Annotated in this window: 21 protein-coding genes; 8 read left to right on the top strand and 13 right to left on the bottom strand. The window is 34.9% G+C overall.

Features of this window, described 5'->3' with window-relative positions; genetic code table 11:
• Window positions 1–34 precede the first annotated feature (34 nt).
• From hppD to uvrC, 4 genes are all read right to left on the bottom strand, one after another.
• Entirely contained in the window at window positions 35–1,195 is a 1,161-nt protein-coding gene (hppD, locus tag GIY83_RS21230) for a 4-hydroxyphenylpyruvate dioxygenase (protein WP_208683328.1), read from the bottom strand.
• 227 nt (window positions 1,196–1,422) lie between these two features.
• Entirely contained in the window at window positions 1,423–2,580 is a 1,158-nt protein-coding gene (locus tag GIY83_RS21235) for a homogentisate 1,2-dioxygenase (protein WP_194617320.1), read from the bottom strand.
• A gap of 307 nt (window positions 2,581–2,887) precedes the next feature.
• Window positions 2,888–5,257, bottom strand: a complete 2,370-nt coding sequence (locus GIY83_RS21240) for a patatin-like phospholipase family protein (protein WP_208683337.1) — start codon at window positions 5,255–5,257, stop codon at window positions 2,888–2,890.
• A gap of 9 nt (window positions 5,258–5,266) precedes the next feature.
• The gene (uvrC, locus tag GIY83_RS21245) at window positions 5,267–7,060 is read right to left on the bottom strand and encodes an excinuclease ABC subunit UvrC (RefSeq protein ID WP_194617322.1); all 1,794 of its coding nucleotides are present in this window, start codon (window positions 7,058–7,060) and stop codon (window positions 5,267–5,269) included.
• Between the two features lie 135 nt (window positions 7,061–7,195).
• Here uvrC and GIY83_RS21250 point away from each other — a divergent pair, with 135 nt between their 5' ends.
• Together GIY83_RS21250 and GIY83_RS21255 are read left to right on the top strand one after the other, a co-directional pair.
• Window positions 7,196–8,188, top strand: a complete 993-nt coding sequence (locus GIY83_RS21250) for a succinylglutamate desuccinylase/aspartoacylase family protein (RefSeq protein WP_194617323.1) — start codon at window positions 7,196–7,198, stop codon at window positions 8,186–8,188.
• Complete coding sequence (locus GIY83_RS21255; RefSeq protein WP_208683339.1) at window positions 8,175–8,744, top strand: 5-formyltetrahydrofolate cyclo-ligase; 570 nt, start codon at window positions 8,175–8,177, stop codon at window positions 8,742–8,744. Before GIY83_RS21250 ends, GIY83_RS21255 begins: the two co-directional genes overlap by 14 nt.
• A gap of 284 nt (window positions 8,745–9,028) precedes the next feature.
• Here GIY83_RS21255 and GIY83_RS21260 read toward each other — a convergent pair whose 3' ends face one another.
• The 8 genes from GIY83_RS21260 to GIY83_RS21295 all read right to left on the bottom strand — a co-directional run bounded on the left by GIY83_RS21260 (window position 9,029) and on the right by GIY83_RS21295 (window position 18,416).
• Window positions 9,029–9,775, bottom strand: coding sequence for a tetratricopeptide repeat protein (locus GIY83_RS21260; protein WP_194617325.1), 747 nt, complete (start codon window positions 9,773–9,775; stop codon window positions 9,029–9,031).
• Window positions 9,776–9,871: 96 nt separating this feature from the next.
• Window positions 9,872–11,635 carry a BatD family protein gene (locus GIY83_RS21265; RefSeq protein WP_208683341.1) on the bottom strand — a complete coding sequence of 588 codons (1,764 nt, stop codon included), beginning with the start codon at window positions 11,633–11,635 and terminating at the stop codon, window positions 9,872–9,874.
• A 100-nt stretch (window positions 11,636–11,735) separates the two neighbouring features.
• Window positions 11,736–12,512, bottom strand: a complete 777-nt coding sequence (locus GIY83_RS21270) for a tetratricopeptide repeat protein (protein ID WP_208683343.1) — start codon at window positions 12,510–12,512, stop codon at window positions 11,736–11,738.
• Between the two features lie 45 nt (window positions 12,513–12,557).
• Window positions 12,558–13,592, bottom strand: a complete 1,035-nt coding sequence (locus GIY83_RS21275) for a VWA domain-containing protein (protein ID WP_194617328.1) — start codon at window positions 13,590–13,592, stop codon at window positions 12,558–12,560.
• 79 nt (window positions 13,593–13,671) lie between these two features.
• A complete protein-coding gene (locus GIY83_RS21280) occupies window positions 13,672–14,673 on the bottom strand; it encodes a VWA domain-containing protein (protein WP_194617329.1) in 1,002 nt (333 codons plus the stop codon).
• Window positions 14,673–16,307 (bottom strand): hypothetical protein, encoded by a 1,635-nt coding sequence (locus GIY83_RS21285; protein ID WP_194617330.1) that lies wholly within the window; start codon window positions 16,305–16,307, stop codon window positions 14,673–14,675. Before GIY83_RS21285 ends, GIY83_RS21280 begins: the two co-directional genes overlap by 1 nt.
• Window positions 16,308–16,467: 160 nt before the next feature.
• Window positions 16,468–17,331, bottom strand: coding sequence for a DUF58 domain-containing protein (locus GIY83_RS21290; RefSeq protein ID WP_083692527.1), 864 nt, complete (start codon window positions 17,329–17,331; stop codon window positions 16,468–16,470).
• A gap of 80 nt (window positions 17,332–17,411) precedes the next feature.
• Window positions 17,412–18,416 (bottom strand): MoxR family ATPase, encoded by a 1,005-nt coding sequence (locus tag GIY83_RS21295; protein ID WP_056248441.1) that lies wholly within the window; start codon window positions 18,414–18,416, stop codon window positions 17,412–17,414.
• Between the two features lie 223 nt (window positions 18,417–18,639).
• Here GIY83_RS21295 and GIY83_RS21300 point away from each other — a divergent pair, with 223 nt between their 5' ends.
• The 5 genes from GIY83_RS21300 to GIY83_RS21320 all read left to right on the top strand — a co-directional run bounded on the left by GIY83_RS21300 (window position 18,640) and on the right by GIY83_RS21320 (window position 22,646).
• On the top strand, window positions 18,640–19,512 hold the full coding sequence (locus GIY83_RS21300) for an aldo/keto reductase family oxidoreductase (protein ID WP_194617332.1): 873 nt from the start codon (window positions 18,640–18,642) through the stop codon (window positions 19,510–19,512).
• 15 nt (window positions 19,513–19,527) lie between these two features.
• Window positions 19,528–20,034 carry a GNAT family N-acetyltransferase gene (locus GIY83_RS21305; RefSeq protein WP_208683345.1) on the top strand — a complete coding sequence of 169 codons (507 nt, stop codon included), beginning with the start codon at window positions 19,528–19,530 and terminating at the stop codon, window positions 20,032–20,034.
• 233 nt (window positions 20,035–20,267) lie between these two features.
• Window positions 20,268–21,020: an SDR family NAD(P)-dependent oxidoreductase gene (locus GIY83_RS21310; RefSeq protein WP_208683348.1), complete on the top strand. Its 753-nt coding sequence runs from the start codon at window positions 20,268–20,270 to the stop codon at window positions 21,018–21,020.
• Between the two features lie 65 nt (window positions 21,021–21,085).
• Window positions 21,086–21,448, top strand: coding sequence for a four helix bundle protein (locus tag GIY83_RS21315; protein WP_194617335.1), 363 nt, complete (start codon window positions 21,086–21,088; stop codon window positions 21,446–21,448).
• 46 nt (window positions 21,449–21,494) lie between these two features.
• A complete protein-coding gene (locus GIY83_RS21320) occupies window positions 21,495–22,646 on the top strand; it encodes an ATP-binding protein (RefSeq protein ID WP_208683351.1) in 1,152 nt (383 codons plus the stop codon).
• Window positions 22,647–22,815: 169 nt separating this feature from the next.
• Here the strand turns inward: GIY83_RS21320 and GIY83_RS21325 are convergent, their stop codons facing one another.
• Window positions 22,816–23,559, bottom strand: a complete 744-nt coding sequence (locus GIY83_RS21325) for a DUF3298 and DUF4163 domain-containing protein (RefSeq protein ID WP_194617337.1) — start codon at window positions 23,557–23,559, stop codon at window positions 22,816–22,818.
• Between the two features lie 105 nt (window positions 23,560–23,664).
• Here GIY83_RS21325 and GIY83_RS21330 point away from each other — a divergent pair, with 105 nt between their 5' ends.
• Window positions 23,665–24,807: a cystathionine gamma-synthase gene (locus GIY83_RS21330; RefSeq protein ID WP_208683353.1), complete on the top strand. Its 1,143-nt coding sequence runs from the start codon at window positions 23,665–23,667 to the stop codon at window positions 24,805–24,807.
• Window positions 24,808–24,833: the final 26 nt, after the last annotated feature.

The raw sequence follows: 24,833 nt of genomic DNA on the forward strand, positions 1-24,833 counted from the left end.
GAATTATGCTGTTTAATGCAAAAATATTACGATTTTATAATGTTCCTCTCAATTCTTGTTCTCTTTCAATCGACTCAAAAAGGGCTTTAAAGTTCCCTGCGCCAAATCCTTTTGCTCCCATTCGTTGAATAATTTCGAAAAAAAGCGTCGGTCTGTCCTGAACTGGCTTCGTAAATATTTGTAATAAGTAACCATCTTCATCGGCATCGACCATAATGGCTAATTTTTCAATTTCGTTAATATCTTCTTTCATCATATCCATATGAACTCCTAATCTTTCAGGAATTGCCTGGTAATAGGTATGAGGAGGAGCAGATAAAAATTCAACTCCGCGTGCTCTTAATTGTGATACGGTTTTAATAATATCATCGGTTGCAATGGCGATATGCTGAATTCCTGGACCTCCATAGAAATCCAAATATTCTTCGATTTGTGATTTTTTCTTTCCTTCGGCCGGTTCATTAATAGGGAATTTAATTCTTCCGTTTCCGTTAGACATTACCTTACTCATTAATGCTGAATATTCTGTGGTGATTTGCTTGTCATCAAATGATAAGAAATTTACAAACCCCATTACTTCTTCGTAGAATTTTACCCAGGTATTCATTTCGTTCCATCCCACATTACCAACCATATGATCAATATATTTTAAACCTGTTGGTTCCGGGTTGTAATCAGATTTCCATTCTTTGTAGCCCGGAAGAAAAACACCGTTGTAGTTTTTTCTCTCTACGAAAATATGAACGGTTTCTCCGTAAGTGTAGATTCCTGAACGAACCACTTCTCCAAATTCATCTGATTCTACGGTTGGTTCCATAAAAGAACGAGCGCCGCGTTTCATGGTTTCTTCGTACGCACTTCTGGCATCTTCAACCCAAAGAGCAGCAACTTTTACACCGTCGCCATGTTTTTTTAGGTGTTCGTGAATTGGAGAATCTTGTGTTAAAGGTGTTGTTAAAACAATTCTGATTTTATCTTGTTTCAAAACATAAGAGGCTTTGTCTCTTACTCCGGTTTCTAATCCGGCATAAGCCAAAGACTGATATCCGAAAGCGGTTTTGTAATAATGTGCAGATTGTTTTGCATTTCCTACATAGAATTCTACATAATCGGTTCCTAATAATGGAAGGAAGTCTTGTGCTCCTTCGAAGATTTTTTCTAATCCGTATTCTACTGATTTTACTTCTTTACTCATTGTGTTTATTTGTTTAATCGGTAAATCGTTTATTTGATGTGCCGAAATGTTTTTTAAGATTTGTTTTTTTTACCGCAAAGTTTGCTTAGAATTTTATCAGTAATATTTTTTGAAATCGTAAAGAACGCAAAGCTTTGCGAACTTGTTTTGATAAAACTTAGCTAGGAAATCTTTGTGAACTTTGCGTAAAATCCTTTGCGGACTTTGCGGTTAAATCGATTCGCTAATTATTCAGTCCAGGATTTATAGTATTGCCCATCATCTAATCCCATCGCTTCTTCAGTTACCATAAGTGGTCTGAAAGTATCAACCATAACGGCTAATTCGTGGGTTTCTTTATGGCCAATGCTACGCTCCATTGCGCCTGGTGCGGGACCATGCGGAATTCCTTTTGGGTGTAAAGTGATATGACCCTGCTCAATATTATTACGGCTCATAAAATCACCATCTACATAATACAGTACTTCGTCAGAATCTATATTGCTGTGATTGTATGGCGCCGGAATTGCTTTTGGGTGATAATCGTAAAGTCTTGGGCAGAAGGAACAAACGACAAAAGTGGCCGTTTCAAAAGTTTGGTGTACCGGAGGCGGTTGGTGAACACGTCCGGTTATAGGTTCGAAATTATGAATCGAGAATCCGTATGGGAAATTGTAACCGTCCCAACCCACAACGTCAAAAGGATGTGTGGCGTAAACTACTTCGTGAATCATTCCTTCTTTTTTGATTTTAATTAAAAAATCACCTTTTTCGTCATGCGTTTCTAATTCATTAGGCAAAATAAAATCGCGTTCGCAAAATGGCGAATGCTCTAAATGTTGACCTGATTGGTTTTTATAACGTTTTGGGGTGTAAAAAGGAGAATAAGATTCTACGTAAAAAAGTCTATTTTCTGTAGTTTCGAAATCGATTTGGTAAATAATGCCTCTTGGAATAATAAGATAATCGCCATATTCAAAAGGAATATTTCCTAACATGGTTCTTAGTTTTCCTTTTCCCTTATGGATGAAAAGCATTTCATCGGCATCGGCATTTTTATAGAAATAGTTTCGAAGCGATTCTTTTGGAGCAGCCAAACCAATGATGCAGTCCTTGTTGACTAACATGGCTTTGCGGCTATCCAGAAAATCGTTCTCTGGTTTCAATTCGAAGCCTTTAAAAAGTAATGATTTTATATTTTTTCCAATGGCAATTTTGGGCTCAACCGAATAGGAGTTTAAAATTTCTTTGACCTGAGTTGGTCTGTGAACATGATATGATAATGACGAATGTCCGTGAAAACCTTCGGTACCAAATAATTGTTCGTAGTATAAACCTCCGTTGGGTTTTTCGAATTGGGTGTGTCTTTTTTGAGGAAAGTTTCCGAGTTTATGATATAATGGCATGGCTTTTCTATTAGATAATTGTAAATTAGATAATTCGAAAAATTTGAATTGTGTGAACAGATAATTAGCTCAATGCTGCCATTGACTAATTATCTCAATTCGGTAGTTTTACTCAGGATTTCTCTTGATAAGGAATTGAAGATACTCTAATAAACCTGTCCATTTTGTTTTCATTATAACAAATGTCGTAATTTTTATTGATTTAAATTATATATTGTGTCAATTATTAACGCTAAAAAAACATTAAAAATATTTTTAAGTATAAAATATCAATCTTTATTGGGTTAATGTTTTTGAGTAAAATGCATTAGAATTGAAATCCGATACTAAACCATGTAAAACTTTTTGACATTTGGGGAGACCATGATTGTTTGATTTCGATAGGGCCAATAATTGTTTCCAATCCATAACCTACAGCATATCCTGAATATTTAGGCATAGAAACCCAGTCGACACTAGTAAAAATGTCATCTCCTAAGTTGGCGAAATTGGCTGTAAAGTTAATATGATTCTTTTTTAGAATTTCGTAATCTAAATTAATGTCTGCCTTTATAAAACTATTTCCGGCAATACTTAGAAAGTCGTATCCGTAAAAATAATTGAAGTTGTTGATTTTGCTGTAGCCAAAACCTCCTAGTATAAAATCGAAAAACGGAACGCTGTCACTGCCAATATTAAATCCTGCATCGGCTCCAATTTTAATGGTGGCTTTCCTGAATAAAGTTCTCGCGATAGCGATCTCGGCTTTTGCAATCGAGAAAGGCTTGAATTGTTTGGTATAATCTGATGATGCCAAATAGGTTTGTAACTCTCCGGAAAAATATAAACCAGTATGAGGGAAATATTTATTATCGAATGAATCGTATTTTAAATATCCAAAGAGACTGAAATAATTACTTTTCTCGATAGTATTTTCTGTGTTAGAAAGAGTTGGTGAGTCTATTTTTAGGTATTTATATTCCAGACCGCCACCCATTAAAAACTTTTGTACAAAGATGGTCTGAAAATAAGCCTGATTGGTAATGTCTAAAAAATCGACATTAATCAAATTTACATTTGAATTTTGAGCAAACAAATTACTAATGCTTGTAGTTACATTTCGATTAAACTGATTCATTCTTGAGCGAAATCCAAAGCTGATATTGAAACCATTTTCGACATAATAGTTTAAATCATACCTGAAATTGTCGCCAAGGATAATGTCCAGCGATGTTACATCATTTTTTAGAAATGTTTTTTTATGAGTAAGATTTAATAGAATAGCACTTTTGTACAATCCGTCATAATGCAGCCCAAGTTTAAGGTAGGTTTGTGTTGGATTTTCTTTTAAAACCAAATCAAGGTCATCTTTTGTGCCGTCTGGTTGCAGGCAATAAGAGATCGCGCTAAAGTTTTGAGTAGCATTTAAGTTGTTGATTCCTGTTTTAAGGTCATCGTATGTAATGGTACTTCCAGGTTTGAAACGAAGTTTTCCGCGAATGTACTCTCTGGTATAATTGTCTAGTTTATCACTGTTTATTTTTTCTATTTGGATGGTATCGGTAGCAATTTTTAGTTTTGGTTTTTTATAAAAATTGTCTTCGTTTACCAATGTTTTGATTTTTTCGTAAACGGCAAAAGCGGCTTCTTCACCTTTTCTGATGATTTGTTCGCCTTTGTCAAATGAAATAACGCCATAATCACGAATGTCCGGTTTGATATAAACATCAGTGTCTTTTATTTTGTTTTTCATTTTGTCAATCGACTGCAGATTGGTAATCTGAACTAATATTCGGGTAGCGTTTTTCAGGTTTTTTCGTTTCATTAAATCGTCCTGAACATCGACACCAATGATAATATCAGCGCCAAGATTGCGAACTTCCTGAATAGGATAATTGTTTACTACACCGCCATCGACCAATAAATTGCCGTCGATTTCTACTGGAGTAAATAACGATGGAAAAGCGGCACTCGCCATCATGGCCTGAACCAGATTTCCTTTGTTTAATAAAACCTCTTCGCCGGTTTCGATATTGGTACCAATACATAAAAACGGGGTTGGGAGTTTATTGAAGTCACGTACATGACGCACGTTTCGGGTAAGACTGCTTAGTAAATTATAATTGTACATTCCTTTTGAAAGTGCCTCTGGAATACCGACTCTAAAATTGCTGAATGGTAAAACGATGGCATATAATTCGTCATTTTTTTTACCGTAAAAGTTTTTTGATGAACGCGGAATATAGTCGTTAATCAATTCGTCGAAATTAGTTCTTTTAAAAATAGAATCAATTTGAGTGGCGTTGTAACCGGAAGCATAAAGTCCTCCGATAATAGATCCCATGCTGGTTCCGCCAATATAATCGATTTTGATTCCGGCTTCTTCCAGGACTTTTAAAACTCCGATGTGTGCAAATCCTTTCGCGCCTCCGCCACTTAAAACCAAACCTATTTTTGGTCTTTTGGCTTCGTCTTGTTTGGCTTTTTCGCTGTTTTCTTGTGAAAAAGAGTTTTGTGTATTGCAGAATAAAAGCGTGAAAAACAACAACTGTCCGCCCCAGATGGAAATGGAAAACTGCGAGAGGCAAAACGATATTTTTTCCTGTAAAAAAAGAGCGACTTTAGAAGCTCCTTTTTTTGCAATAGAAAAAAATCGTTTTGACCGAGTATTTGAAATGGACAGCTGGATTGGGCGCATAAAAAATAACTAGTTGGTTTTGTAAAAGTCGACAATTTTTTTGGCTTTTGATACTCCTACGACATCAGATATTTCTTTTTCGGTGGCCAGTTTCAATCTTTTAACACTTTTGAAATGTTGTATTAACGTTAGCATGGTTTTTTCGCCAATGCCCGGAATGCTTTCTACAGAGGAATTCAGGGCTGCTTTACTTCGTTTATCACGGTGAAAGGTGATCCCGAATCGATGCGCTTCGTTTCGTAATTGCTGAATTACTTTTAATGTTTCGGATTTTTTATCCAGATATAATGGGATAGAATCTCCGGGATAAAATAATTCTTCGAGACGTTTTGCGATTCCGATAATGGCGATTTTTCCGCGTAATTCTAAAGCATCAATACTTTTTAAGGCAGCAGAAAGTTGTCCTTTTCCACCGTCGATAATGATTAATTGCGGTAAAGGTTGGTTTTCGTCTAATAATCTTTTGTAACGACGATAGACAATTTCGGTCATCGAAGCAAAATCGTCAGGCCCTTCGACAGTTTTTACATTAAAATGGCGATAATCTTTTTTGCTGGCTTTTCCGTCTTTAAAAACTACGCAGGCCGCAACGGGATTTGTTCCCTGAATGTTCGAGTTATCGAAACATTCTATATGTCTGGGTTCCACCGGCAATCGCAAATCTTTTTGCATTTGCGCCATGATACGATTGGTGTGTCGGTCAGGATCTACAATTTGCAATTGTTTGAGCTGTTCGATTCTGTAAAACTTGGCGTTACGAATCGATAAATCCAGGATTTGTTTTTTATCACCAAGCTGCGGAACGGTTGTTTTGATGTTCTCGCCCAGATTCATCTCAAACGGCACAATGATTTCTTTTGAAAGTAACTGAAAACGTTCGCGAAGTTCGATAATCGCGAGTTCTAACAACTCTTCATCGGTTTCGTCCAGTTTTTTCTTGATCTCTAAAGTATGCGAGCGAATGATCGATCCGTGCGAAATTTGAAGAAAGTTGACATAAGCCGCACTTTCGTCAGACACGATCGAAAAGACATCGATATTGGTAATCTTCGGGTTTACAATCGTAGATCGCGATTGGTAATTCTCGAGGACTTCTATTTTTTCTTTGATTTTCTGCGCTTCCTCAAAACGTAAATCCTGAGCGTATTGGTTCATCAATCGCTTGAAATCTTTCATACTTTCTTTGAAATTTCCTTTCAGGATTTCGCGGATCGCATCGACTTGTCTTTGATATTCTTCCAGTGGTTCTAAACCTTCGCAAGGACCTTTGCAATTGCCAATATGATACTCGAGGCAAACTTTGAATTTGCCGGAATCAATATTGGATTTGCTTAAATCATAATTACAAGTTCTAAGCGGATATAATTCTTTGATTAATTCCAGAATGGTATGTACGGTTTTGAAACTGGTATAAGGACCAAAATATTCTGATCCGTCTTTGACCATTCGTCTGGTCGAAAATATTCTCGAAAACGGTTCTCTTTTAATACAAATCCAAGGGTAACTTTTGTCATCACGAAGCAATACATTGTAACGAGGCTGCAGAGTTTTGATTAAATTGTTTTCCAGCAAAAGAGCATCGGTTTCGGTAGGAACAACGATGTGTTTTATAGTTACAATTTTTCGAACCAATACATTTGTTTTGGCCGTGTCATGAATTTTATTGAAATAGGAGGAAACCCTTTTTTTTAAATTTTTGGCTTTTCCAACATATAAGATCTTTCCCTCTTTATCATAATATTGATACACACCAGGATTGTCCGGCAGAGTTTGGATTTGAAGATCTAAAGACGGTTTTTGCATTCTGTTTTGTTTCTGAAGTAGCTGTAAAGCATTTTCGAAAGTTGTTTTGATTCCGGAAAAAAGCTTAACACTGATTTAGTTTCAAATTTACGAAATCAAAAGAATAATTTCTATATTTAGATTTTATAATTCTACATGAAAAATAGTACACCCCTGGTTATTTTTGGCGAATCGGTTTTGCCTGGAGAAAATAAAACAATAAATGTTGAAATTGCGAGGTTGCATACGACGACAAAGCTTAATATTCCCGTTATTGTGCGCCGATCAAAAATTGAAGGCCCGGTAGTTTTATTCTCGGCCGGAATTCATGGCGACGAAATTAACGGCGTTGAAATCGTACGCCAGATCATCAGCAAGAAGATTAATCGTCCGGCAAAAGGAACTATTATTTGTATCCCGATTATCAATATGTATGGTTTTGTAAATAAATCCCGCGAGTTTCCTGACGGGCGTGATTTGAATCGTGTATTTCCGGGAAGTAAAAAAGGTTCGCTGGCGAGTCGTTTTGCCTATCATATCGTGGCCGAGGTTTTGCCCATTATAGATTATGCAGTCGATTTTCATGCCGGGGGAGCAAGTAGATTTAATGCACCACAAATTAGAGTTACCGAAAACAATCCCGAATTGAAAATTCTGGCAGATGTTTTTAATGCGCCGTTTACTTTATATTCTAAAAATATCAACGGTTCTTTCAGGAATACCTGCGAGAGAGCCAATATAAAAATGTTGCTTTTTGAAGGTGGAAAATCATTAGATATAAATAATGTAATTGCTAATGAAGGTGTAATGGGGGTGAAGCGCTTGTTGCATTATCTGAATATGCTTGATCCCAAACAAGTCGTTGAATATGCGAAGGAACAATCTATTTACATTAAAAATTCGGTTTGGCTTCGCGCGAAATGTTCCGGTTTGCTGCACGATTATAATTTGATTGGAAAATTTGTGACCAAAGGAACTATTTTGGCCATCATTACGGATCCGTTTGGTAAATTTGAACAGAAAGTAAAAGCGCCACATGATGGTTTTGTCATCAACGCCAATCATTCGCCCATAGTTTATGAAGGCGATGCGATTTATCATATGTCTAAAAACAGCCCCGATAATAATCCTGAAAATGCAGAAGAATAAAAAGGAATTACGCTTACACTATAAAAATCTCCGAAAAGAAATTTCACTTGATGAACTTGAAGAGAAAAGTTTGGCTGTAGCCAATAATCTAATTCAATTACCCATTTGGGATAAAACGTATTATCATGTTTTTCTCCCGATCGAAGAACAAAAAGAAGTTAATACAGAATATATTTTGCATTTACTTTCCGGAAAAGATAAAGAAATTGTTGTTTCAAAAAGTGATTTTGAAACTCGTGAAATGTCACATTTTTTATTAACAGATAATACTAAAATCAAAAAAAACCAATATAATATTCCGGAACCTGTAAATGGTTTGCCAGTTCCGTCAAAAACTATCGATGTGGTTTTTATACCGCTTTTGGGTTTTGATGTTTTTGGAAACAGAGTTGGTTACGGAAAAGGTTTCTATGATAAATTTCTAGCGGAATGTAAACCGGAAACCATCAAAATCGGTCTTTCCTTTTTTGAAGCGGAAAACCAGATCGAAGATGTTTTTGAATCGGATGTAAAGTTGGATTATTGTGTTACGCCTGAAAAGGTTTATACTTTTTAGAAATTTTTTCAATACAATATTTGAACAATCAAAATGGTAGAGACGCGCAGCAGTGTGCCTGCACAACGTTTGTCTACATGCAAGACGTAGACGCAGTGCGGTGCATCTCTACAATATGTTGGAGTGGAAACTTTTTGTTATAAATAAAAGATTTACCTAATTGTAATCAAGCTTAAATTTACTTATATCACTTATGTGGTTTAAAGCCGTAAATTGATATAAAAAATCACAAATTCCAGTTTGTTGCTAAGTTGGAATTTGGGATTTTTTTATTTTTTAGAATTTTACTTCACTTCCTTAATAGTCGAAGCATCAATCCAGCCTTCGGTTCCGTCTGTTAATTCTATTTTTTTCCATTGACCGACAGTTTCGGTAACGTAGACTTTTGCTCCTTCATGCAATAATATAATGGCTGCGCCTGCTTTTTGTGGTTCACTGCGAACTTCGCTTAGTTCGGCAAAAACAATTGCCGGGCGATCATTTGTAAAATGGTCTTTTTCTGTTATTGCTGCAGAAACACTCAGTAACAAAGCGATCAAAAGAACAAACATTCCTATAAAATAAAGTCTTTTTGAAAGCGTAAGCTGAGAGAAATAATAGCCAATAAAACTCAATAAAAATACAAATGAAATTGCAACAGAAATCTTTGCCCAGGTATTATAATTGAAAATTCCTGTAAAGCTTTGAATCAGTTTTGCAAAGCCTACTTTAGGGATTTCTTTGATCTCGTCGATAGTGAGTTTTTTGGCGAATCTTAAATTGTTTAAAGTCTCCGGATCGTGAGGTTTTAAAACCAATGCTTTCTCGTAATTGTAGATTGAAGGCGCTACTTTGTTGAGTTTGTAATAGGCATTTCCTAAGTTAAAATATAACTCTGCAGAGTGCTGCTTGTCATCTCGAACAATGCTTTCGTACACATCAACAGCTTGTTGGTATTGTCCCTTTTGGTACAAGGCATTTCCTTTTTCAAAGCTGCTTTGAGCAAAGAAAACCTGCGTGATTAATAAAAAAAGATATACTATGTTTTTCATTTTCCTGATTTGTAATAACATTTTCAACTTTGCGAACTTTAATTCAACGAAAGCTAAATCAATTTTCTTAGCGCGCTTTGCGGTTAAAAAATTAAACTAAACAATTTGTTTTTCTAATTCTGAAATGATCAAAACCGCTTTGTCATAATCCTGCTGGATCGAAGCGCTTGATGCCGGAGCATAACGGGCAAACTCACAGTTTTCTGTCAGATTAATAAAATTCTGAACCGATTCAGGATTTGCATTTCTCGACAATAAAAGCTCCTGAATATTATCCTTGCTCATTTCTGAGGTTTCGATATGCAGTTTTGCTTTAAGGAAATTATGCATTGCTTTTTCTAAAGCAATATAAAATGCCTCTTTATTGTTGAGTTGTTTTTTAGCCTGAGATAAATATTTCTTCGCTAATTTGTTGTTCATTCTAATACGGTTTCCTGTTATGTCACCGTCAATGGCTTCTTTTCGTTTCTTAGCCAAAACAATAATTGGCAAGATAACGAAAGGCGCGAACAACAGAAGATAATACAAATTCGAACCGTAAAAATCATTTTTAGCTATTGCAACTAATGTTGTTTTTGGTTTGATGTATTTGAATTGTTCTGTTTTAGAAATTACGTTTTTAGACGCGTTTGCAGTTGCATTTGCTTCTGCCTGCATTGGTCCGTCTAATACATCAACCATAATTTCCTGAGAAGTAATCGTTTTATATGAACCTGTACTCAAATCAAAATAAGAAAACTGCATTGGTTTTATCGCATATTTTCCTTTGTATTGCGGTACAATAGAATACTTATCTGTAATTTTTCCTGACATTCCTGAAAGTGAAGTCGTCACCTGCTCATCATGAACCGGATCATACATTTCTAATGCATTAGGAACAACAGGTTTTGGTAAAGTAAACAATTTCATGTTTCCGTTTCCTGAAGCACTCACGATTAAATCCAGACTTTCTCCACTTTTAAGTGTTGTTTTAGACGGAGTAACAGTAAAATTAAATTTACCAACAGCTCCGCTAAAGCCTTCCGGTTTGGTTGCTTCCGGTAATGCTTTTACATTAATAGTTTTGGCTCCGGCCGAAACTACTCTGTTATCAACTGTCAGAATCATTTGTCCGTACATATCACGACGATTTGAAGGCAATTCTACACCAATGTCCAGAGAAAGCGGTTCGATTGTTAATCTTCCTGATTTTTGAGGGTATAAAATGGTCTTTTTCAGAATTACGTAATAACATCTTTGTCCCTGAAAGGTTCCTTCTGCGATAGACAGTTGTTTGATGTCTATATTCTGGTTCCAGAAATCGTTATACTTAGGTTTAGCCAATTCTTTAAAACCAGTAACATTAATGTTGTTAAAGTATAATTTATAAACCACTGTAATGGGTTCATTCAGGTACGGATTTGTTTTAGAGATTTCGGCTACAAGATTTATGGTTTCATTTGGAATTCCTTGTTGACCTTGTGGTCGGCTGTTATCGTAAGGGTCTCTTTCCTGAGCAACGGCATTTGTTACTACGATTTTTATAGGCTGTGTTTTGTAAATCTGCCCATTATATTCGATAGCTGCTTGTTTGATAGAAAATGTTCCTTTTTGATTAGGCTGTAAAATATAAGAATATATTTTCTGAAAAGAGCTTCTACCGTTTACCCAAGACTGACTTACCTGCTGACTTGGTCCGCCTACAACTCTAAATCCGTCAAATGAAGGCTGATCGAAGTTGTCTCCATCAACATTCATGATAAAGTCAATACGGAATCTTTCGTTCAGTCCGAGCGTGTTTTTGCTTACTCTGGCTTCAAATTGAACTTGAGCCATAAGCCCTTGAAAAGTGAATAGTAATAGAATTAAATATCTTTTCATTAATTGTTTTTCAGTGTTTTTATATTAACTGTTTAATCGCTAATTTATTTAATCAGGTTTACAATTAAACAAATTAACAATTAAACAAATCAACTAAGTTTTACCAGTCTTTTTCTGTTTTTCTAGGGGTTCCTTTTGCTTTTTGAGCGTTTACTTTATCCTGAATTTTCTTTTCTTCGTTGTTTACGGCATCTAATAAATTCTGAACGCGGTCTTTAGAAATTCCTCCAGGCTGTGGTTTTGGTTCTCCTTTATTGTCAGACTTGTCATCTTTCTTAGGATCGTCTTTACCATCTTTTTTATCCTTGTCTTTATCGCCTTTGTCGTCCTTTTTATCTTTGTCCTTATCCTTGTCTTTATTTTTATCCTTGTCCTTGTCTTTATCTTTGTTTTTATCCTTGTCTTTGTCCTTATCCTTATTCTTGTCCTTGTTTTTATCGTTTTTAGGAGGATTTTCTTTTAGCTTTTGTTTGGCTAAGGCATAATTATAGCGCGTTTCATCATCAGTAGGATCGTTACGTAAAGCTTCTTTATATGCTTCAACGGCTTGCGTATAATCTTTCTCTTTCATTAAGACATTTCCTAAATTGTGAAAAGCTTTATGTTTTTCAGGTCTTGTTTTGGCGTTCTTTATGGCTTTCGCGTAGGCGAATTTAGCTTCAGAAACCTGATTTTGTCTGTAAATAGTATTTCCTAGGTTATAGGGAGCAGTAGCACGTTTTGGAAATTTTGATTCTGAAATTCTGTAATTAGCTTCAGCGTCAATAAATTTATTCTGCTTATATTCTTCATTGGCATCAGGCAATGTCTTATCTTTCTCCTGAGCTGAAACCGCCAAAGAGAACGTTAGTAAAATATAAAGAAGTAAATTTTTCATTCTAATGTTTTTATTTTTTTTGTTCCGAATTTCTAATGGGAACAATTATTTCTTTTCGTTAAATAAATTCAACTCTTTTATCCAATTTGTTTTTCTTTCTAAAAGGAAGATATCAATAAACAATAATAAGAAGGCAAAGCCAATGAACCACTGAAATTGCGATTGAAAATCGGCCATTTGAGTAGCCTCGAATTCGGTTTTCTGAATATTGTTTAAAGCATTTTTGATGTATTCTAAAACTTCTTTCGTATTTCCGCCATATACATAACCGCCTTTTGTCGCTTTTGCAATGGTTTTTAATCCTTCCTGATTTAGTTTTGTAATAACAGTTTGCCCGTTTTGATCTTTTTGATAGTTTTTGACTACGCCATTTTCTTTCAACGGAATTGTGCCTCCTTTTTCTGTTCCAACACCAATGGTAATGATTTTCATTCCCATTTTATTGGCTTCTTCAGCTGCTGCCGAAGCTCCTTCAGAATGGTCTTCTCCATCAGAAATCAAAATCAATAACTTGCTTGTTTTGCTTTTTTCATCAAAATAAGTCGATGATAGTCTAATCGCTTCATCAAGAGAAGTTCCTTGCGATGAAACCATATCCGGAGTCATACTTTGCAGAAACATTTTGGCAACACTATAATCTGATGTAATCGGTAAAACGGGGAAAGCACTTCCTGCGTAAGCTACAATTCCTATTCTGTCGCTTCCTAGATTATTGATGATTTGCGAAACCAATTGTTTACTTTTCTCCAAACGGCTTGGTGCGACATCTTCGGCAAGCATACTTTTAGAAACGTCGACAGCAAAAACAATATCAATTCCTTCGCGTTTTACGGTTTCCATTTTTGTTCCAATCTTCGGATTCACTAATCCGATAATCAAACACGCAAGCGCCAAAAGTATTACGGATAATTTTAATACCGGTTTAAAAACAGATCTTTCCGGGCTTAGTCTTTTCACCATTTCGAGATCACCAAATTCGCGCTGTTTTTTTCTTTTCCAATACATATTGAAAAGGAAAATACACACCACAATTGGGAGTAATAATAAAAGGTATAAATATTTTTTTTCGTCTAATTCCATTTTTAGTTCTAGTTTTCAGTCGCAATTTTCAGTCGCAGTTTTCAGCTGTAAACTGTAAACCGTGACTGCGACTAAAATATTATATAAAGCTTCTGTAAACTGTATTTCTTAAACCAACTTCTAACAATAATAAAAAGGCTGCCAGTAAAACAAAACCTCTGTATTTTTCGTCGTAATCATAGAATTTTAATTCCTGGATTTCGGTTGTTTCTAATTTATTAATCGCGTTGTATATTTCGGCTAATCGATCATTACTTGTTGCTCTAAAGTAAGTTCCATCGGTTTTACGGGCAATGTTTTTCATCAATTGTTCGTCGATTTCAACCTTTTGCATTTTATATAAAAAGCCTCCGTTTGGTGCATAAGCATAAGGAGATTCCGCCATTCCGTTGGTACCAATACCAATAGTGTAGACTTTTATTCCGTATTGTTTTGCAATGTCTGATGCTGTTTCAGGTTCGATAAAACCGGCATTGTTAACACCATCTGTCATTAAAATAATCACACGGCTTTTTGCTTTACTATCTTTTAAACGGTTTACGGCAGTTGCTAATCCCATTCCAATTCCGGTTCCGTCTTGTAAAACGGTATCGTATTTAATGCTTTTTATGGCTTCAAGAATAATCGCTTTATCACTTGTAACCGGTGTTTTGGTATACGCTTCAGATGCGTATAAAACCAGTCCAACTCTGTCATTAGGTCTTTCGCCAACAAAATCTGCGGCGACTCTTTTTAAAGCTTCCATACGGTTTGGCTTTAAATCTTTTGCCAGCATACTTCCGGAAACGTCAATCGCCAAAACAATATCAATTCCTTTAGTTGTTTTAGTCTGACTGCTAATGTCAACCGTTCTTGGTCTTGCCAAAGCTATAATTAAAGAGCTTAATCCTAAAATTCTAAAAACGTATAAAGCAGGTTTTAATTTGGTTAACAACGATTCGCTGTTTTTAAAACCCTGAGTCGAACTCATTTTTAAAGTAGCCGTTTGCTGGTTGCGTTTCCAGAAAAACCAAGCTATTGCAATTGGGATTAATAGAAACAACCAAAAGAATTCCGGATTTAAAAAAGTTATTTTTCCCATTAGTTGCTCGCTTTTCTAAGTTCAACAGAATTTAAAATTCTAGTCGTAATATCGTTGGCGTATGTATCACCTTCTTCGTGTAAAATCATAATTTGTTGTAATCCCTGATCTTGTTTAAAGAGTAAAAGTTCATAATAAGCCTTTGTGCTGGTTTTGTCAGCTGGGTTAAAAACGGTCATTGTTCCGTATCCTTTTACACCCTGAATACCTGCACTGGTCTGAAAATCTTCTTGTTTTACAATAATATTTTGTCCGCCCTGAGCTTCGATAACTTTTAGGGATCCTTCTAATGCTTTTGCTAAATCTATATCTGTTGGGTTTTTAAACTTACTGGTTGAAACAGTTACGTAGAAATTACCAACCATACTACCATACGTGAAAAGCTGCATCTCTTTGATCAAAGCCATTGTTTCTTTAGGAAGTACTTTTTGAGTGTCCATACGTTTTAAAACCTTTGGAGTTTCAATTACCACACCAGGATTTCCGTACTCACTTTTTACCCATTCACCTTCCAGTAATTCTTTAGACGGATGTCCAATAAGATTATCTTTTACATAGCTAAAACCTTTTGTAACAATAAAGAATGCCGTAGTAGCAATTAATAAAAACAAAACCGTTCCTGCTGCAATAGCAATACGTTTGTTACGCTTCTTTAATAACTGAAGCTTGATTTGTTTTTGTTTCTGCGCTTCATTCAGTAATTGATCTTCTTCTTCGGCCGGAACTTCAGTTGGAATCGCATTGTCAAGGGTTAAAATAACTCTTTGAATTTTATTTCTATCTTCGGTAATTTCAAAATCCAGCGGTTTAGATTTTGCAAATTTCACTAAATCGGCCTGACGTAAAACGCGTTCCAGATTCTCGACAGTTTCAGGAGTTAACGTCATCTTCTTTTTGGTCGATGCTGTTCTAATCGCCTGAATCAATTCAGAAGTGGTACTTTCCATTGCCGGAATATGAATGGCTTCTTCAATATAATTACGAGCAATATCTGTAAGTTCACTATAGTATTCTTTGATTTCGCCTTTTTGAACCAATTCTTTTTGCTCCAGATTGTTTAGTAAGCTTGTTGCTTTTTCTATAGGAGTTTTATAAACTTCTTCTTCAATCTTTTTCTGTTGACGTTTTTTAACAAACCAATAGACAAATGCTCCAATACCAAGAATAATTATTACACCTAAAACATATTTCCACCAATCACCAATTCCGTTATCGACCGGGGTAATGTCTTTGATGTCGTACATTTTTTGCTGTAAAGTATCGACCTTTACATTTGCAACTTCAACACGGATAGAATCAGTTAAAAAAGGTTTTTTATCTATTAAAATCTGAATACTCGGAATTACATACTTTCCGGAATCAAATTGTGTTAAACCATATTTTTTGATTAGTTCGTAAGTGTCATTTTTCTTCACTGTATCAATTGGGTACGATTGAATTACTTCAAGTGCCCCAATTTTTTTTAGTTTAGGAAAAACAACCTTAGATTTTGAGCTGACTACCGTTTTAAGCGTTAACTTAAATTCAGCCCCAATTTTATTTTTTGTAGTATCAATGCTCGTCTCTACTTGTTTTTGCTGGGCAAAAATAGCTGAGGAAAGTAAAAATAAAAATATGTAAAACTTTAATTTCATTTGATTTTTGATTTCAGATCTTATTCTAAAATGAATGTTTTAATTATGGCACGCGGATGATGTGGATGGCACAGATTTAAACGGTTTTTTATATTTAATTTTTGGCAGGAAATATAATTTATAAATTTTCAAAAAATCTAAATCTGCACTCTAAAATTATTTACCTTGATTTGAAATAACCTAATAGTTTTGTCACGTAATTTTCATCAACTCTTGTGTTTACAACGCCTGCTCCTGATTTACTAAATATATCTTTGAAATAATTGACTCTTTCCTGATAATGTTTTTCGTAATTCATTCGTACTGTTTTTGAGCCTGTATCTACCAATTGAATTTTTCCGGTTTCAGCATCCAGCATCGTTACCATTCCTAAGTTTGGGATTTTTTCTTCACGGATATCATAAACCCTAACGCCTGTAATATCGTGTTTTTTAGAAGCAATCTTCAAAGTCTGCTCGTAATTTTCGGACATGAAATCAGAAATAACAAAAACAATCGCTTTCTTTTTCTGGGTTCCTGATAAAAATTTTAAAGCAGCTCCAACATCTGTTTTCTGACTTTTCGGTTCAAATTCGATCAATTCACGAATGATTCTCAAAACATGCGAACGGCCTTTTTTTGGCGGAATATACAATTCTACATTGTCAGAAAATAGTATTAAACCAATTTTGTCATTATTTTGTGTAGCCGAAAAAGCCATCGTTGCCGCAATTTCGGTGACGATGTCTTTTTTGAATTGACTTTTTGAACCAAAACCTTCTGAACCTGATATATCAACCATTAAAACCATGGTCAATTCGCGTTCTTCTTCAAAAACTTTTACGTGGGCTTCGTTATAGCGTGCAGTTACATTCCAATCGATGTTACGAATGTCATCGCCATATTGGTATTGACGTACTTCACTAAAAGTCATCCCTCGTCCTTTAAATGAAGAGTGGTATTCTCCCGAAAAGATATGATTGCTCAGTCTTTTGGTTTTGATTTCTATTTTCCGTACTTTTTTTAAAAGCTCTTTTGTATCCATTTTATTTGTTTAAAGTTTAAAAGTTTCAAGTTTCAAGTTTGCTTTACAACAACCTGAAACTTGAAACATTAAACAAATTTTTAAGGTACTTCAATCTCGTTTACGATTTTGTTGATAATGTCTACAGAAGTAATGTTTTCGGCTTCAGCCTCATATGTTATTCCAACTCTGTGACGTAAAACATCATGTACAACTGCACGAACATCTTCCGGGATTACATATCCGCGACGTTTGATGAAAGCGTAACATTTTGCTGCATTAGCTAAATTGATACTTCCACGTGGTGATGCCCCAAAACTAATAAGAGGTTTTAAGTCTGCAAGTTTGTACTTCTCTGGATAACGAGTAGCAAATATGATATCTAAAATATATTTTTCGATTTTTTCGTCCATGTAAACTTCACGAACTGCTTCCTGCGCGCGTAAAATTTGCTCTACAGAAACTACGGCATTTACTTTTTCGTAAGTTCCTTTCAGGTTTTGACGAATTACAAAACGCTCTTCATCAATTTTTGGGTAGTCGATTACAGTTTTAAGCATAAAACGATCGACTTGCGCTTCCGGAAGTTGGTATGTTCCTTCCTGCTCAACCGGGTTTTGAGTTGCCAATACTAAAAACGGACGATCTAGTTTGAAAGTGGTATCGCCAATAGTAACTTGTTTTTCCTGCATCGCCTCCAAAAGTGCTGACTGAACCTTTGCCGGAGCACGGTTAATCTCATCGGCAAGGACGAAATTGGCGAAGATTGGTCCTTTTTTGATAGAAAATTCGTTTGCCTTGATGTTATAAATCATCGTTCCAACGACATCGGCAGGTAATAAGTCAGGTGTAAACTGAATACGACTGAACGAACCTTGTACTGCTTGCGACAAAGTATTGATGGCTAAAGTTTTTGCCAATCCGGGAACACCTTCAAGCAAAATATGCCCTTGTCCCAAAAGTCCAATTAGTAAACGCTCGACCATATGTTTCTGGCCCACAATAACTTTGTTCATTTCCATTGTAAGAAGGTCTATAAAAGCACTTTCTCTTTCAATTTTTTCATTTATCGCTCTAATGTCTAAAGTCGTTGTATTTTCTTCCATATAAATATTTTTAAAACCTTTTTAAAACCTTGATTTCTATGCGTAGCTTTTGAGAGTGCAAATTGAATATTTTTTGAGAAGTAAGATGTTAAAGAATGGTTAAAACTTCGACCAATGACCTAATTTTAAGGACTAATTGTGAATCTATTTTTATATTTTTAAGAACTTTGATGATTATGCTTCAGAAAAGCATTTTTATTACCAAAAATAACGCAATGAAATCATGAGTAAAACAGCATTATCGCCTATAATTTCGGGCACTATGAATTGGGGAGTTTGGGATAAAAACCTTACAACTAAAGAAATGGAAAACCTGATACAGCTATGTATCGAAAACAAAATTACAACTTTTGATCACGCAGATATTTACGGATCGTATACCACAGAAGCTGATTTTGGAAAAGCATTTCACAACAGCAAAATCTCGAGAGAGAAATTACAATTAATTACCAAATGCGGAATTCAGATGATCGCCGAAAGCCGCCCAAACAAAATCAAACATTATGATTACTCCAGGGATTATATAGTTTGGTCAGTTGAAGAATCATTAAAAAAACTGAAAACAGATTATGTAGATGTTTTTTTATTGCACAGACCAAGTCCATTAATGCAAGCCGACGAAATTGCAGAGGCGGTTGAAAAGTTAAAAGCAGAAGGAAAAATTATCGATTTCGGACTTTCGAATTTCACGAGTTCTCAATCCGAATTAATCCGTCAAAAAACTGAAGTGAGCTATAATCAGGTACAATTTTCGGCAACGAATTTCGAACCAATGGTGGATGGAAGTTTTGATTATATGCAAATACACGGAATTCGTCCGTTATCATGGAATCCGCTTGGGACTGTATTTAGAGAAGACACTAAAAAAACACGTCGTTTGAAAAAACTGCTTGCTGATTTGGTTCAAAAATATGGTTTTGGGTCAGATACACTTTTGCTTGCCTGGATTTTAAAACATCCGTCAGCAGTTATTCCGATCGCAGGAACAGTAAATATTGCCAGAATTCAGTCATTGATGAAAGCTGTTGAACTAGAAATGGATAAAGAAGACTGGTTTGCCATCTGGACAGAAAGCAGAGGCGAAGAAGTTGCTTAAACCTTTCAACATATAATGATACGATTAGAAAAATTCGATATAGCGTTTTATCCACAATTGATCAATAGCATAAAAAATGCCCGAGAATTAATGCAATTTGCAGGACCGGAATTTATCTTTCCTTTAACGGAAGAACAGATAGAGAAATCACTTTCGGATAAAAACAGGATTGCCTTTAGGGTTGTAAATATTGCTAATGATTCGACTATCGGGCATTGTGAAATTTGTTTTAAAGACGAGTTTGCAAATCTGGGAAGAATTCTGATTATGGATGAAACGCTTCGCGGAAAAGGAATTGGGAAACAAATAGTGACTTTGCTTCTGGAATTTATTCTTGAAAATAGTAAGCAGAGAAATATTGAGCTAAATGTTTTTGATTTTAATAAAAGCGCCATAAAATGTTATGAAAAGATTGGTTTTGTTATTCATCCTGATAAAAAATTTGTTCGGGAAATGGATAACGAAACCTGGACAGCTCTAAATATGAAATTGGATTTAGATCATTGGATCAGGAAAGATTGAAAAAAAAAATTTGCCACAGATTAAAATGATTCACACAGATTATAAAATCATTAAAAACTTTTAGTCTGTGGCTATATTAAACACATAGAATCATAGATTTTTATTGTTTTGAATAAGGGAAAAATAAATGACAAATCATTTTCATATAGCGATGTGAATTCATGCAAAGTGAAACGCCTTTTTTAAGCTTTAAACTATGTATCTATGTGTTAAAAATAAAAACAAAGTAAAGAATGAAAAAAACAGTTTTAATTACTGGAGCTACAAGCGGAATTGGTAAAGCAACCGCTCAAATCATGGCTAAAAATAACTATAAAGTAGTGCTTTGCGGAAGACGTAAAGACCGCTTAGCAGAACTTGAAAAAGAACTTTCGGCTTTTACAGAAGTACATTCGTTGTCTTTTGATGTTCGCGATAAAAATGATGTTTTGGAAAGTATTAATTCTTTGCCAGCAGCATTTTCAGATATTGATGTTTTGATCAATAACGCAGGAAATGCACATGGTTTAGATCCCATTCAAACCGGAGATTTAGACGATTGGGATGCGATGATCGATATCAATGTAAAAGGACTTTTGTATGTTTCGAAAGCAGTAATCCCAAAAATGACAGCCAAAAATTCCGGACATATTATTAATATTGGTTCAACAGCTGCCAAAGAAGTGTACCCAAACGGAAATGTATATTGCGGAACAAAACATGCAGTGGATGCCATTACTGCCGGAATGCGAATCGATTTGAATCCGTTTAGTATTAGAGTAGGAGCAATTCACCCGGGAATGGTAGCGACTGAATTTAGTGAAGTCCGTTTTAAAGGTGATGTCGAAAGAGCTTCGAATGTTTACAAAGGTTTCGATCCGTTGCAGGCAGAAGATATTGCTGATATTATTCATTTTGTGGTTTCAAGACCGTATCATGTAAACATTGCCGATTTGGTTGTGATGAGCACTGCTCAGGCATCGTCGACGATTGTTAAGAGAGGTTAATTATTTTTTATTATTATTTCTATTTTTTATTTTTAAGAATGGCGAATTATAGTTGTTTTTAAGAGATGGTTATTTATCAACTAGCTCGTGAACAGTGTAATCAAGTTTGGAATTTAATTATAACTACATCATTAGGTCAGGATTATAAATTAAGAGAACAAATAAATGGATCCTCAGGATCAGGTATAGATAACATAGCTGAAGGATTTGGTAGAGGTGGTAATAAAGAATTTATCACATTTTTAGTTTATTCAAGAGGATCTTGTTGTGAGACTAAAGCTCAACTTCAAAGATGTTTTGATAGAAAACACATTAGAGAAGAAGTGTTTTTAGAACTAAATTTAAAAGCGCAAAATACAATTGATCAGATTTCAAAATTTATGAATTACTTAAAAACTTCTGATAGGAAAGGTTCAAAGTATGATTAAGTAATCAGAGAATAAAAAATAGAAATAAAAAATAAAAAATATTCACATGATCAATAAACGCCTTTTAATAAAAAATCTACTTGCTCATAACGACGAGAGCAGTTTTTATGATAAAAAAAGGCAATTGAATTTGCATTCCAGAGAAGGTAAAGGAAAGTTTCTCAAGCATATTTGCGCGTTATCAAATTCAAACCCAACCAATAATTCTTATATCGTGGTGGGTGTCGAAGATCATGATAATGAAATTGTAGGTGATGATTTCTTTGATGATAGCCGAATTCAGAATTTGGTGAATGCTTTTCTGGAAAATCCACCTAAGATTCAATATGAAAATGTACCGTTTCCGAATCTTCCAAAAGATAAAGTTATTGGCCTGGTTACTATTAAACCCAAAAGTAAAATCTCCTATTTCAAAAAAGGAATTCATACCATTCCCGCTAATAGTGTATTTATAAGACGAGGCAGTAATTCAGTTCCGGTTGAAGGTGAAATAGAAAAGAATTATCAAAATACCGAAACGGTAATCGGAATCGAAAATAGCTCCCGAAATAGTATACAATATACACTTGACGGTGTTTTTGATTTTATGAATTTCAGGCACAAAGACATGTCGCCTAAATATCATGTTTTTAAAGAATTGTTTGTGATTTGCTGGGCGGGAGTTCCTCATAAATCACGAGATAAAACTTTCTTATCCCGTGTTGATATCGAATTAATTAATGAACAAATTAAACTTTTTTATTCGGCACAGGATGTGGTTACAATTGTTTTTGATGATGATAGTTTTACCATAACCGAATATGTTCCGTTAGGTTTAAATGACAAAACGAGTTATTATCCTTTAGAAAAACAAACCATTCACTTTTTTGATAACGGTTATTATAAGATCGATCGTGAAATGCTTTTTCAGCCACCGGAATTCAACAGAAAAATGTTGTATCATATTTACAATGCAAATACAGCATTGCTTCAGAAACTGCAAAAAGGAATTGCTTTGTCAGATCGCGAATTAAAAGATCTGGAGAATCTTCCATCGACTTTTATGATTTGTTATCTGAATGGTTTTGATGATGCCAAACAAAAACTTATTGATGCCAAATTGCTTTTGAAACCTTTCGGGAATATTTATTTGTCTTTTAAGGAAGCGTTGAGAATTATTCGAAAAATGAAATATGATTTTCAGGAAGGAGCTAAGTAAGGTTCAGAGGTTTAGAGTAACAAAGGTTCAAAGGTTTTTTGTAGAGACGCAAAGTAGTGCGTCTAACTCAAAGGCTTTTTTGAATAGCCTCCAGCTTTAGCTGGAGACATTTTTTAGAATTTGTTCATTGGCTTTAGCCGAATTATTCCAATTCATATTTTGAAAATGCTTACTGATATTTCAAATACTGACTAACTTTTGCATACGGAAACAAAAGCTCTTTTGGTCCATCGGCATACGAAGCAGCTTCATAAGAGTTGTAATATAAAAGCAAACCTTCTTTGGTATAAAAGATATTCTGAGGCAGCTGAAATTTATCATTTTCGAACATTAAACCTGTTGCGTTAATATTCAGTTTTTCAGGGATTTTGTATTTAGCTCTGAATTCTTTTTCGGCGAAAGCCTTAAACTCTTTTTCGTTTTTAAAGATTTCATCGGTAAAAATGGTTTTTCCGGTTTTAGGATGAAATAATAAGGATCGAAAGCCTTGATAACCATGAGCTCCGCCGGTAAAAGTATAATGATCGATTTTTATGTTAATGATCTGATAAGACTCAAACTCAATATTACCTTTTATTTTTCCTTCCCAGCCAAAAGTTTCAGTGGGGAATTTTTTATGCATTTCTTCATAAGAAGTAATAAAAGAGGCTGCCAAAGATTTGTAATCATTCGCTTTTGAGGGATCTTGCTCAAAATAGACAATTTCTTTTACCACCGAGAAAACCTTTTTGTTGATGCTGTCTGCTACAATAGGGATATTTTTAGCAACTGGTACATCAATCGTAATTTTTGGACAATCTTTTTTGCAAGGAATAGTAGATTCTTTTTCAAATGTCTCATTCTCAAATGAAAGCTCTTTGTTGCAACTTGCAAGTGTCAGGAACAAAAAGGCTAAAAAAGTGTAATGTTTCATATCAAAAAGTGTTAATTATATACAAAGGTAAGAAGTTGTGTCAGGATTAAAATAAATTTAACGGTAAATTTGTACCACGTTTAAGTATCTAAAATTTGTAACTATATGAAATTCAATACAAAAGTAATACATGGTGGTCAGCATCATGATCCAAGTACAGGAGCTGTTATGCCTCCGGTGTATCAAACTTCAACTTTTATACAAACTAGTCCAGGGAAACCTCTGGCTGATTATGAATATAGCAGGGCGTCGAACCCAACCCGTACGGCATTAGAGAACGCTTTGGCAAGTATCGAAAATGGTACTCGTGGATTGGCATTTTCATCTGGATTAGCTGCAACAGATTGTGTTTTAAGATCTTTTAAAGCTGGTGATGAAATCATTGCAATGGATGATTTATACGGAGGAACTTATAGGATGTTCTCTCGAATTTATAAAGATTCAGGAATTAAATTTCACTTTGTTGATATGACAGATATCGAGAAATTGAAATCATTGATCAACGAAAACACCAAACTGATTTGGGTTGAAACACCAACAAATCCGTTAATGAAATTGGCTGACATTGCCGAAGTAGCAAAAATTACCAAAGCCAATAATATTTTATTTGCTGTAGATAATACTTTTGCAACACCATATTTGCAAAAACCTCTTGACTTAGGAGCTGATATCGTAATGCACTCTGCTACAAAATATTTAGGCGGACATTCTGATGTTATTGCAGGAGCTTTGATTGTAAAAGACGAAGCTTTAGGAGAACAATTGCATTTTCAGCAATTTGCTACCGGTGCAACACTGGGGCCAATGGATAGTTTTTTGGTTTTAAGAGGAATCAAAACACTTTCGTTAAGAGTGCAAAGACATTGCGAAAACGGAGAAAAAGTAGTAGAATATTTAAGCAATCACCCAAAGATTAATACGGTTTATTATCCGGGATTAAAAAGTCATCCTTTTCACGAAATTGCTAAAAAGCAAATGAAAGCTTTTGGAGGAATGGTTTCGTTTACTTTTAAATCAGGTAAAAAAGAAGATTCTATTGCATTTTTAGAAAAACTAAAAGTTTTTACTCTTGCAGAATCTTTAGGTGGAGTGGAATCATTGGCCAACCATCCGGCTTTGATGACGCACGCTTCGATTCCGGCAAATAAAAGAGCCGAAGTTGGTATTACCGATGATTTGGTTCGATTGAGTGTGGGTATCGAAGATGCTGAAGACTTAATTGCAGATATCGAACAAGCTTTGGCATAAACGATTAAATTTCAAAATAAAAAAAT

It is taken from the genome of Flavobacterium sp. SLB02, from assembly GCF_009664855.1.
Lineage (GTDB): Bacteria > Bacteroidota > Bacteroidia > Flavobacteriales > Flavobacteriaceae > Flavobacterium.